Here is an 11,023-nt window from a genome sequence, read left to right on the forward strand (position 1 = left end):
AGCCAGGACCCGAGGTCGCTTGGGGGTCTGACCCTCCCGAACGCGGGACGCGGTCGAGCGTTACTTCATTGACCCGGCCCTGGCTGTGGCCGCACCACTCCATGCCGCGCACCGCGGCGAAGGGATGACCGGCAACCGGATCCCAACCGGCATGCCGTAGATCCATTTCGGACCTTGGAGAAGGCGGCCCACACAACTTCATAGCCTGCTCCCGGCGCCGCCATCGTGCGATCGTCTCGGGATCGGCGTCAAGGCCACGCCCGCTACGCGGGTCGACCTAAAGGTCGAGCCTGGACCCCGACCCCTCACGCACCGATCCGGAAATCAGCCATAAACCGGTCACAACCGGTCCAGCGTCCGCGCTTGACACGACCCCACCTCTTCAGGGATGACCCCCAGTCAAGTGCGCTACCAAGCTGCGCCACATCCCGATGCGTACCCCTGAGAGGATTCGAACCTCCGACACACGGATCCGTAGTCCGATGCTCTATCCGCTGAGCTACAGGGGCATGGTCAACGTCCGCCGGACGGCGCACGTGGCGGAAGAGGCAGGATTCGAACCTGCGACGGGTTAGCCCGCTCCTCCTTAGCAGGGAGGTGCCTTAGACCGCTCGGCCACCCTTCCGTGGCGCCCCGTACCGGACTTGAACCGGCGACCTCTGCCGTGACAGGGCAGCGCTCTCACCGTGCTGAGCTAACGGAGCATGGTCCATTCGTCAGGACTTGCCAATTTGAGAGCGGCTACCGGGCCTCGAACCCGGGACCTCCACCTTGGGAAGGTGGCGCTCTACCAACTGAGCTACAACCGCATGGAATCGTAAAGCCTCCGGGGTGAACAACAGATCCATGGTCAGAGGAATTCCGACCGGCTCACCAAAAATTACTGGACATTCGGCGCAAGATCGCCAGGCTTGGAGTGCTCCTTCACGCACCAGTTGCGCACCCATGTAGACGGCAAGGACACCGCTGCGCCCTCGAACTTCCGCGCGAATCTCCCGCCGCTGGATCGGGCACGGCCAAGCGCGTCGCATCCACTGCGGGTCCAGATCGGCAGCACCGGTCCGTAGGTGGTCACTCTGTTCCGGCTGGGCGGAAGCGGACACCAGGGTTGACCCCCGGCCGGCCGGGTATCCGGTGACGATCCGCCCGGAAGGAGAACGCCATGGTCAACGTCGGCTACACCCTCATGTGCGAACAGGCCGGCCCGAAGCAACTGGTCGACCACGCCGTACGCGCCGAGGCCGCCGGCTTCGACCACCTGGTGATGTCCGACCACTACTACCCCTGGCTGGACTCACAGGGCCACGCCCCGTACGCCTGGTCGGTGCTGGGCGCGGTTGCCCACGCCACCAGCCGGGTGGATTTGATGTCCTTCGTGACCTGCCCGATCCGCCGCTACCACCCAGCGGTCGTGGCGCAGAAGGCCAGCACGATCGGGGTGCTCTCGGATGGCCGGTTCACCCTCGGCCTCGGCGCCGGGGAGAACCTCAACGAGCACGTGGTCGGCGGCTGGCCGCACGTGCAGCAACGGCACGAGATGTTCGAGGAGGCGCTCCAGATCATCCGGCCGCTGCTCAACGGCGAGACGCTGACCTTCTCCGGCAACCACTTCGACGTCCCCGACGCATACGTCTGGGACCGGCCGGACCGCCCCGTCCCGATGGCCGTCGCCGCCTCCGGCCGGCAGTCCGCCACCCTCGCCGCCGAGTACGCCGACGGCATGATCGCCACCGACCCGCTTCCGCACCTCGTCGAGATGTACGAGGAGGCCGGCGGCGCGGGCCGTCCCCGCTACGGGCAGGTGGCCATCTGCTACGGCCCGGACGAGGCCGAGTGCCGCAAGATCGTGCACGACCAGTTCCGCTGGTTCGGCCTGGGCTGGAAGGTCAACGCCGACCTGCCCGACCCGGACGCGTTCGCCGCCGCCACCCAGTTCGTCCGCGAGGAGGACGTCGCCCAGGGCATCTCCTGCGGTCCGGACGTCGACAAGCACGTCGAGGCGTTCAAGAAGTTCGTCGACGCCGGCTTCACCCACGTGGCGCTCGTGCAGGTGGGCGCCGAGGGCCAGCCGGTGTTCCTCGACTGGGCGCAGGAGGAACTGCTCCCCCGGCTGCGCGAGCTGTGATCCTTCCGCCGCCGGGGACGTCCCGGGGTGCGGTACGGCCGTCGCCACCGGGCCGCTTCGGCCTGACCGAGCTGCGCCTCGCCCTCGCGGCGCCCCGGCCCGCCGCCGGCCTGACCAGTGAGTGGCGGCTCGTCGCCGGGCTGCGTACGCACACCCGACGGTCGGCCGACCCGGGCAGCGGTGCGCTGCCGATGGTGCTGGTGCACGGCCTGGCCGTCTCGCACCGCTACCTCACCCCGCTCGCCCTCACCCTCTCGGCCACCCACCCGGTGTACGTGCCGGACCTGCCCGGCTTCGGGCTGACCGAGCGCCCCCGCAGCGCGTACGACGTGTCCGCGCACGCCGCGCACCTGGCCGCCTGGCTGGAGGCGTACCGGCTGGCGCCGGTCTGTCTGGTCGGGCACTCGTTCGGGGCGGAGGTGGCGGCGGCGCTCGCCGCCCGCCGTCCCGATCTGGTCCGCGCCCTGGTGGTGGCCGGCCCGACCAGCGATCCGGCCGCCCGCTCCCGCCGGCACCAGTTCGGCCGGTTCCTGGTGGACACCCTGCGGGAGGCCAAGTTGCAGACACCGATCCTGCTGCGCGACGTCTGGGACGCCCGCCCGTGGCGGGTCTTCGCGATGCTGTCCCACTCGGTGCACAACGCGATCGAGGCAGACCTGGTGCGGGTCACCGTGCCCACGCTCGTGCTGGCCGGCGGCCGCGACCCGGTGGTCCCGCCGGCCTGGCGGGAGCAGGCCGCCCGGCTCGCCCCTGACGGCCGCGCGGTGACCGTGCCGGGTGCCGCGCACAACGTCGCCACCACCGCCCCGGCGCAGGCCGCCGACGCGATCCGGGTCCTGCTGGCGCCCGCCCTCAGAAGGTAGGAACCATGCGCATCGGCAACACGGAGATCCGCCCGCTCGGCGGTGGCCTCGGCTGCCTGCTGATGATCCTCTTCTCGATCCTCGCCTCGGTCGTCCTGACCGTCCTGCTCAACCTCCTCCTCTAACCCCGCCCGCGGGCGCGGCTTACCGGACCGCAGTTTCATTAGCGCAGTTCGAGCGTGAGTAGCGGCTCAGCAAACACGGGCGCTGGTGCGCCGGGGTCTGCGGCAACAGCCTCCTCCAGTCGGCGGAAGCCGGTCTCCAGTTCGTCGGGACTGAGCTGCGCGAAGAACGAGAGGGTGCGCAGGCGCAGCCGTTCGAGCATGTCGCCGCAGGTGCCGGGGGACGGCTCGGTGACCGTGCCGAAGCTGGCAACGCGCCAGCCGACCGACGTGAACGTCGCGATGACCTCGTGCAGCGGCTGAAACAGCGAGGCGTCCACCTCGTAACCGCGAGGGAAGTACTCCAGCCACCACGGCCGGGGATGGTGGTCGCTGAAATTCGCGCGCAGTAGCAGCCGCCCGCCGGGCCTGAGCACCCTGGCCAACTCCCGGGCTGCCCGGGGCTTGTCCTGGACGTGGTGCCAGGACAAGAACATGAGAGCGTAGTCGGCGCTGCCGGACGGCACTGGCATGTCCTCGGCGGTGCCTGCCAGATACCGCACACCGGGATGCTGGGAGTGCGTCTGCGCAACCTCGCGCATGCGGACCGACGGCTCGACGCCGGTGACTGGCCCGAACGCTTGTGCCAGCGCGGGGGTGAACCTGCCGGTCCCTGAGCCGACGTCCAGCCCCGCCAGCGGACGCCGCTCGGGCAGCACGGCTTCAAAGGCGCTTATCCATACATGCAGTTGCCGCTGGGTGAGCGCGCGGCCGCGCGCGTAGTCCTGGTACTGCTCGGTGTCGTAGTCGATCGACCTCATCGCCGCTCCCGCGTTGGCCGGGCGACCGCAAGCGCCGTCCCGATATATCATGCCGATACATCGGGACGATATTCGTCGTCGCGTCACCCCGCAAGGTCCCTGTGCGACCGGAGCTTCACCCACGACCTGCTCGACAAGATCTGCGGGCTACTGGGCCGCGGCGCGGCGCGGGGGGCGGACGACGAGTGGGTCAGCGGCGGAGACCGAGGGCCTTGAGGATCTCGCGGGAGGTCAGGCGGACCGGGTCGAGGACGGCGCGGCCGGTCCACTGGCGGGCCGGCACGATGGTCGCCCGCCAGGCGGCTCGGCTCCCGCGGGCCACCCGCCGGGTGGTGTGCCGCCAGGCCGAACGGACCGCCCGGGCGAGCGGCAGCGCGGTGTGCTTCCAGGACCAGCGGACCGCTCGGCCGAGCGGCACCGCGGTGTGCCGCCAGAGCCACCGCAGGGCCAGCCCGACCGGACGCAGCAGCATCCGGTAGAAGAGGTGGAGCAGCCGCCCGGCGAGCCGCCACGCGGAGACGACCGCGTCGACCAGGAGCCGGCCCACGAACCGGGCGGACACCAGCAACGCCCGGCCGACCGCGGCGAACCCGGCGACCAGCGCCCATGCCACGGCCCCGATCCCGGCGGCCAGCGCCCTGGCGATGGCCCCGAGCCCGTGGAGCAGGGCGTGACCGACGATCCCCAGCCCGCGCAGCAGCGCGCGGCCGGCCGGGGCGAGCGCCCGGCCCAGCCACGCCAACGGCCGGACGATCAGGTTCCGGACCAGCCAGGACAGCGGCAGCCAGACCAGGTTGCGCGCCACCCAGACCAGCGGACGCCACACCACGTACCGCGCCACCCAGGCCACGCCCCGGGCGATCCACACCAGCGGCGTCCACACCAACGTCCGGGCCGCCCAGACCAGCGGACGCCAGATTAGGCGCACCGCCACCCACGCCACCCCGCGCGCCAGCCACACCGCCGGCGTCCAGACGAGCGTCCGGGCCACCCAGACCAGCGGAGCCCAGAGCAGGGTGCGGGCCGCCCAGGCGAGCGGCAGCAGCAGCCACCGGCGCAGCAACCGGCCGGCCGGGGTGAGCAGGTACCGGTCGATCAGCCGGGGGGCGGCGGTGGCGAGCTCCCAGAGCAGGCGTACCGGAAGCACCACCACCAGGGCGACGCCCCGGGCGACGGCCGCGACCAGCGGCGGCGGCTCCCCCGCCGGGTCCCGGCGGGGCGGCAGGGACCGCGCGTCGTGCGGACCGGGACGAAGCTCCGCCGGGCGGTGCGGCTCGGACGGTCGGAGGGTGGGCGTGCCGGTCACGGGGCCACGGTAGTGAGCCCGGACAACCACCGCCGCACCGCTCAGCCGGGCGTCAGCTCCAGCTCCCCGACCACCGGGTAGTGGTCGGAGGCCCGGTCCGCCTCCCCGCCCCGGACCACCCGGACCCGTCGGGTCACCGCCGCGACCGCGGGCGTCCCGAGCAGGTAGTCCAGGCGCATCGGGGCGAACTCCGCACCGCCGTGCCGGGTCGGCACGGTGAACCCGGCCGCTTCGGACCCGCCGCCCGCCGGATAGAGGTCGACCAGGCCGGCGGAGAGCAGCCGGGACACCGCGCGGGTGTCGACGGTACGTCCGTCGCGGCGCAGGTGTCGGCGTCGGTAGGGGATCGACAGGCCGGCCAGCCGCTCGGTGTGATCGATTGTCGGGTCCAGTGTGTTCAGGTCACCGGCGAGCAGCGCCAGCTCGCCACCGGACCGGCGCAGGTCAGCGGCCAGCCAGTCGGCCTCCATTCGCCGCCGCCCACCCGTGTACGGGTTGAGGTGGGTGCTGAACACGGTTAACGGTCCGGCTGCGGTGCCGACCACCACCCGGGCGGCGGCGTGGTGGAACGGCCGGCGGACGCGGCCGGCGTGGAGCACCCGCCACGGCGCGCGGACCAGCACCGCGACCGGCTGCCCGACACAGGTTCGGGCCAGGTGGGGCACCATCCCCACCCGGCCCGCCACCTCGGCCAGCAGCCCGCCCCGGTCGAAGTCGCGCAGCTCCTGCAGGGCCAGCACGTCCGGCCGCTGCTCGGTGACCACGGCGACCACCCGGTCCAGCCGGTCGGGGCCGCCCCGCTCCCGACCGCCGGTCCGGATGTTCCAGGTCATCACCCGCAGCATCGGCGCCGGTCAGTCCTCCCGCGCCTTGGCCAGCTCGTCGTCCAGCTCGTGGACCTGCTCCGCCTTGATGGCCGGCTGGTTGCCCTCGCGCAGGTCGGCGTTCGGCCGGACCACCCAATAGAGCAGCGACATCCAGAGCGCACCGAGCAGGATCGCGCCCATGAAGTCGGTCGGGTGGTGCATGCCCCGGTACATCCGGGAGATGGCGACACCGACCGGCATGATCACGACCATCGCCACGAAGATCCAGCGCCACCAGCGATCCGTACGGGGGAAGACGATCAGGGCGATCGCCGTCCACAGGCAGATCGTCGCGGCGATGTGCCCGGAGGGGAAGGACGAGGTGGGCATGTGGCCGTCCAGGTTCTCCACCGGCGGGCGGGGACGCTCGACCAGCCGGGCGGAGGCGAGGAAGAGGCTCAGCTCGCCGAACATCGCCAGCACCACGAAGAGCACCGGCCGCCACCGCTTCCAGACCGCCAGCACCAGCGGGCAGAAGACCAGCGAGACCAGCAGGATCGCGTGGGTGTCGCCGAACTTGCTCCACCACCAGCTCAGCTCGGTGAGGGTGTCGGTGTGCCGGGCGGCGAACCAGCGCGGAACCTCGGTGTCCACGGTGTCGAGGAAGGTGCCCTTGGCGTGGTAGCTGACGAACATCCCGAAGCCGTAGAGGGCACCGAAGACGATGACCCAGCCGACCACCAGTTCGGCGACGGAGGAGCGCGGGTGCTCCAGCACGTGCTCCTCGGCCGGGGCGGGCTTGATCTCCTCGCCCGCCTCCGGCTCCAGGCCCTCGGTGATCGGCGGCACCGGGCGGCCGCGCTCCCGGCGCCACAGCCGGAAGGCGTACGCGGTGACGCCCAGCCAGGCCGCGCCGAGCAGCCAGCCGCCCAGCACGTCGGAGACGAAGTGCACGCCCAGCGCGATCCGGGTCAGGCCGATCAGCACCACCAGCACGGCCACCAGCGCGATCGCCGGCTTGCGCCAGCGGGGCCGCATGGCGGGCAGGAAGACCAGCAGCAACGCGCCGTACGCGACGAACGAGCCGAGCGCGTGACCACTGGGGAAGCTGTTGCCGGGAGCGTGGGTGATCGGCACGTCCACCACCGGGCGCAGCCGGCCGACCAGGGCCTTGAGCGACGGGTCGAGGATCAGCCCGCCCACCCCGGCGATGATCAGGTAGACCGCCAGCCGGGACTGGCGGCGGATCAGCAGGCTGACCACCGCGATGGTGATCAGCCAGATCAGCACCGGCCGGCCGCCCAGGTCGGTGATCGCCTGGAGCACGGTGACCAGCGGGTGGTGTGGCGCGACGAGGCCATTGAACCACTCGGCAACCTCGTGGTCGGCGTGGTAGAGCGGGCCCCAGTGGAACCGTACGAGCATCAGCAGCAGGCCGAACCCGACGCCGGCGCCGGCGACGACCACCAGCCCTGCGATGCTGCGTTCGGCGAAATGGCCGAGCGGCCGTCGCGTCGTCTCCTTGACCGCGGTCACCCCGCACCTCCCTTGTCCTCTGGCGAGGCGCTGTACCCGATCCGCGTCGCGCGTACACCGGGTGGCCGCGCGCCGGCTCAGAGCGCGGTCATGTCCCCGCTGTCGACGACCTCGGTCCGCTCGTCCTCCGGCTCCCAGAGGTCGGGCTGGGCCGGCTCCTCCACGCCGATCCGCATCGCCTCCAACTGGGCGGCGAAGGCGAGCCCGCCGAAGAGCGCCATGCCGGTCAGGTTGGCCCAGATCAGCAGGGCCATCATCCCGGTGAGCGCCCCGTAGGTCTGCCCGAAGCCGCCGCTGAACTTGACGTACGCGGCGAGCAGCAGGCTGGCCAGCCACCAGAGCGCGGTGCCGATGCCGGCGCCGATGACGAGCCAGGAGAGGCCGGGCTGGCGGCGTCGGGGGGCGTGCCGGAAGAGCAACGCCACGGCCAGCACGGTCAGTCCCAGGCTGAGCGGCCAGCGAATCACGTCCCAGGCGGCGTGGGCGAAGCCGCCCCACTCGTAGTGCCGCTGCACGGACTCGCCCATCGCCTTGCCGCCGACCAGGATCAGGAAGCCGGTCAGCGCGGGGACGCCGGCGGTCAGCGCGAGGACGGCCGCGCGGAGGTACTTGGCCAGAGCCGGGCGGTCCCGCTCCACGCCGTAGATCCGGTTGGCGCCCCGCTCGATCTGCGCCATGGCGGTGGTGAGCGCGACCAGGCCGGTCAGCAGACCGAGGGTCAGCGCCAGCTCGCCGGCGCGTTCGGTGTGCTGGCCGTCGGCGAGGAGTTCCTGCACGACCGATTCGCTCTGGCCCGGGGTGAGCGCCAGCACGGTGTCGGCGACCACCCGGCCGCCCTCCTCGACGCCCAGGTCGGTGATCAGACCGGTGAGCGCGATGAGGAACGGCACGACCGCCAGGCAGAGTTGCAGCGCGAATGCCCGGGAGTGGCTGAACCCGTCGCCGTAGCGGAACCGGATGAAGGCGTCCCGCAGCAGGCACCAGCCGCCGTGCCGGCGCAGGGTGCGCCAGGCGTCGTCGGCGGAAAGCTCCTCCGCCGCCATCAGCCGGGTCTCCGGCACCATCTTGGTGCTACTCACGCCGGGCGTCCTCGACCAGCCGCTCGCCGCGCTCGGCCGCCGCGTCGGCGTCCACCGACAGGTCGGGGTGGCGCTCCGGCCGCGGTACGCAGAGCCAGAGCGACTCGGGCCGGATCTCGGCCTTCAGCGCGCGACCGGGCTCGATGAGGTCCCCGTCGAGCTGGCGGGGCTGGGCCCGGTTGCTGACGATCTCGACCTTCCGGGCCCGGAAGACCTCCATCCGGGGCACGCTGCCCCGGCGGCGGATCAGCGCCCAGCCCATCGCCAGCCAGTGCCTCAGCGTCCGCGGGGTCAGCACCGCCACGTCGAGCCAGCCGTCGTCGGGTTCGGCGTCCGTGAGCAGCCGTACGCCGCCCTGGAGGCGGCCCACGTTGGCGACCAGGACCGAGCGGGCCCGGCGGCGCAGCGGCGGCTGGTCGTCGATCCGGAGCGAGACCCGCATCGGCCGGTCCCGCAGGTGCTTCGCGGCCCCCATGATGTACGCCGGCCAGCCGATCCGCTTCTTGGTCGTCTCCGAGGTGGAGTCGAGCATCTGGGCGTCGAAGCCCATCCCGGCCATCACCGCGAAGCACTGATCGTCGACCACGCCGACGTCCAGGCGGCGCATCCCGCGCTCGACGGCCACCTCGAGGCCGGCCGCGAGATCGTTGGAGAGGCCGAGGTTGGCGGCGAGCAGGTTGCCGGTGCCCTGCGGCAGCACCGCGAGCGCGACGTCGCTGCCGGCGAGTGCGGTGACGCAGGCCATCACGGTGCCGTCGCCGCCGCAGGCGAAGACCACCTCGGCGCCGGCCTTGACCGCCTCCTCGGTCTGGCCGCGGCCCGGGTCCTCGACCGTGGTCTCGAACCACATCGGCTGGGGCCAGCCGGCCTCGGTGAGCGCCCCGTCCACCGTCCGGCGGAAGTCATCCAGATCGGCCACCTTCACGGGGTTGACCACCACGGCCGAGCGGGGTCGGCGCTCGCCCGCCGTCGGCTTGTCCTGTCCGCTGTCCACGGCGCCAGTGTGCAGCACTTCCAGGCGGCCGGCGACTCGACAGCCCGTGATGATCCGCGCACCGCCACAAGGTTTCAAAATCGGTCACGGCCGCCGCTCGCCCGGCCGGCACGGTCCGCGGTCCCGGCGACGGGACAACCCGGACCGCCGCTTCTTTTCGTCTCATCCGGTCGTTCCGGTGCGCGCCCCCGCCTCGGTGGGCGAAGGACATCCGCAGTGGGTCAGGGAGTCGGCCTCAGGCCGCCGTCCGCAGCGCGAGCTCGACCCGCCGCCGCAGGTCACCGAGGTCGACGCCGGCCTCGGCGAGGACCAGGGCGGCCAGCCCCTGCCCCTCGCGCAGCAGGCCGAGCAGGATGTGCTCGGTGCCGATGTGCTGGTGCCGCAGGCGGACCGCCTCCCGCAGGGACAGCTCCAGCACCTTCTTCGCCCGCGGCGAGAAGGGCCCGCCGGAGTCCCGCCGGCGCCCCCACCGGCGGGGCATCGGGGGCTCGGCCCCGCGCAGCGCGTCCGGCCCGAAGGACTCCTCGATCCGGGCCACGACGGCCGACACGTCGATGCCGATCTCGCGCAGCGCCGCGACGTCGGCCTCGGCCAACCCGGATTCACCCCGGTCAACGTGCCGGGCGACCGCTGCCCGCAGGTCGTCGGCGCGGACGCCGGCCTCGGCCAGCACCCGGACCGCGAGGTTGTCGCGGTCGGCGAGGACGCCGAGCAGCAGGTGCTCGGTGCCGACGCGGCGCTGCGGCCCCTCGGCCCGCGCCTCGTCCCGGGCTCGCCGGACGACGTCGCGGGCGCGGTCGGTGAACCGTTCGAACATCATTCCTCCCACGTGCCCGGGACCGCCGGTCGCCCGGCGTGCTTCTTGTGGACCGCCTGCCGGCTGACCTCGAGCGCATCGGCGATCTCCTGCCAGGACCAGCCCTGTCGACGGGCGTTTTCCACCTGGATCACCTCGAGCCGTTCGAGGAGCCGGCGCAGGGCGCGTACCGCCCGGAGCCCGACCTTCGGGTCGGTGCTGCCGGCGGCGGCCGCGAGTTCCGTAGCCTGACTCATGCCGTCAACCTACGTTGACAGCGCCGCAGATGTCAACCCTGGTTGACACACCTCGGCGGCGCCCCCGGTGCTAGCGTCGGCTGGTGAGTCGCCGCCGCTCGCCCGAGCAGCCCACCGTGGCGACCCGGCGCCACGTCGTCGGCCGGATCGTCCTGGAGATCGCCGCCGGCAGCGTGGTCGGCAACCGCTACCGGGCCAACTTCGACGTGCACCACGTCGACCCGGAGCTGCCGTTCGCGGCCGTGGCCGACGGCATGGGTGACGGCGAAGGCAGCGCGCTCGCCGGCGGCACCACGATCGGCACCCTGGTCGACGCCGCCCGGGCCGCCGGCACGGGTG

The 11,023-nt window shown here is 72.5% G+C and carries 9 protein-coding genes, 4 tRNA genes and 3 pseudogenes; 3 read left to right on the forward strand and 13 right to left on the reverse strand.

Going from position 1 to position 11,023, the window contains the following annotated elements; genetic code table 11:
* Positions 1 to 436: 436 nt before the first annotated feature.
* The 4 genes from DKL51_RS28480 to DKL51_RS28495 all read right to left on the reverse strand — a co-directional run bounded on the left by DKL51_RS28480 (position 437) and on the right by DKL51_RS28495 (position 809).
* A tRNA-Arg gene (locus tag DKL51_RS28480) sits at positions 437 to 509 on the reverse strand.
* A gap of 28 nt (positions 510 to 537) precedes the next feature.
* Positions 538 to 625 (reverse strand) — tRNA-Ser (locus tag DKL51_RS28485).
* Between the two features lies 1 nt (position 626).
* Positions 627 to 704: transfer RNA gene (locus tag DKL51_RS28490), tRNA-Asp, on the reverse strand.
* A gap of 32 nt (positions 705 to 736) precedes the next feature.
* Positions 737 to 809: transfer RNA gene (locus DKL51_RS28495), tRNA-Gly, on the reverse strand.
* 353 nt (positions 810 to 1,162) lie between these two features.
* On the opposite strand from DKL51_RS28495, the gene DKL51_RS28500 reads away from it, so the two are divergent.
* Both DKL51_RS28500 and DKL51_RS28505 read left to right on the forward strand, forming a co-directional pair.
* Positions 1,163 to 2,125 carry a TIGR03557 family F420-dependent LLM class oxidoreductase gene (locus tag DKL51_RS28500; protein ID WP_124812726.1) on the forward strand — a complete coding sequence of 321 codons (963 nt, stop codon included), beginning with the start codon at positions 1,163 to 1,165 and terminating at the stop codon, positions 2,123 to 2,125.
* Entirely contained in the window at positions 2,122 to 2,988 is an 867-nt protein-coding gene (locus tag DKL51_RS28505) for an alpha/beta fold hydrolase (RefSeq protein ID WP_260428696.1), read from the forward strand. Before DKL51_RS28500 ends, DKL51_RS28505 begins: the two co-directional genes overlap by 4 nt.
* A 163-nt stretch (positions 2,989 to 3,151) precedes the next feature.
* On the opposite strand, the gene DKL51_RS28510 is transcribed toward DKL51_RS28505, so the two are convergent.
* The 9 genes and pseudogenes from DKL51_RS28510 to DKL51_RS28545 all read right to left on the reverse strand — a co-directional run bounded on the left by DKL51_RS28510 (position 3,152) and on the right by DKL51_RS28545 (position 10,684).
* Positions 3,152 to 3,910 (reverse strand): class I SAM-dependent methyltransferase, encoded by a 759-nt coding sequence (locus DKL51_RS28510; protein WP_124812728.1) that lies wholly within the window; start codon positions 3,908 to 3,910, stop codon positions 3,152 to 3,154.
* A gap of 190 nt (positions 3,911 to 4,100) precedes the next feature.
* Entirely contained in the window at positions 4,101 to 5,216 is a 1,116-nt protein-coding gene (locus tag DKL51_RS28515; protein WP_124812730.1) for a hypothetical protein, read from the reverse strand.
* A gap of 41 nt (positions 5,217 to 5,257) precedes the next feature.
* Positions 5,258 to 6,061 carry an endonuclease/exonuclease/phosphatase family protein gene (locus DKL51_RS28520; RefSeq protein WP_109966455.1) on the reverse strand — a complete coding sequence of 268 codons (804 nt, stop codon included), beginning with the start codon at positions 6,059 to 6,061 and terminating at the stop codon, positions 5,258 to 5,260.
* Between the two features lie 9 nt (positions 6,062 to 6,070).
* A complete protein-coding gene (locus DKL51_RS28525) occupies positions 6,071 to 7,558 on the reverse strand; it encodes a phosphatase PAP2 family protein (RefSeq protein WP_124812732.1) in 1,488 nt (495 codons plus the stop codon).
* Positions 7,559 to 7,635: 77 nt separating this feature from the next.
* Positions 7,636 to 8,637 (reverse strand): YihY/virulence factor BrkB family protein, encoded by a 1,002-nt coding sequence (locus DKL51_RS28530; RefSeq protein WP_109945785.1) that lies wholly within the window; start codon positions 8,635 to 8,637, stop codon positions 7,636 to 7,638.
* Positions 8,630 to 9,631: a diacylglycerol/lipid kinase family protein gene (locus DKL51_RS28535; RefSeq protein ID WP_109945808.1), complete on the reverse strand. Its 1,002-nt coding sequence runs from the start codon at positions 9,629 to 9,631 to the stop codon at positions 8,630 to 8,632. Before DKL51_RS28535 ends, DKL51_RS28530 begins: the two co-directional genes overlap by 8 nt.
* A gap of 235 nt (positions 9,632 to 9,866) precedes the next feature.
* Positions 9,867 to 10,097 (reverse strand): annotated as a pseudogene (locus DKL51_RS37580) (Clp protease N-terminal domain-containing protein); the annotation flags it as partial.
* Positions 10,098 to 10,238: 141 nt separating this feature from the next.
* Positions 10,239 to 10,451: pseudogene (locus tag DKL51_RS37585) on the reverse strand (Clp protease N-terminal domain-containing protein); the annotation flags it as partial.
* Entirely contained in the window at positions 10,448 to 10,684 is a 237-nt protein-coding gene (locus DKL51_RS28545; protein ID WP_124812734.1) for an HTH domain-containing protein, read from the reverse strand. The pseudogene DKL51_RS37585 and the gene DKL51_RS28545, both read right to left, overlap by 4 nt.
* An 83-nt stretch (positions 10,685 to 10,767) precedes the next feature.
* Here DKL51_RS28545 and DKL51_RS28550 point away from each other — a divergent pair.
* A pseudogene (locus DKL51_RS28550) lies at positions 10,768 to 11,023 on the forward strand (serine/threonine-protein phosphatase); the annotation flags it as partial.

The organism is Micromonospora globispora (assembly GCF_003857015.1).
GTDB lineage: Bacteria > Actinomycetota > Actinomycetes > Mycobacteriales > Micromonosporaceae > Micromonospora > Micromonospora globispora.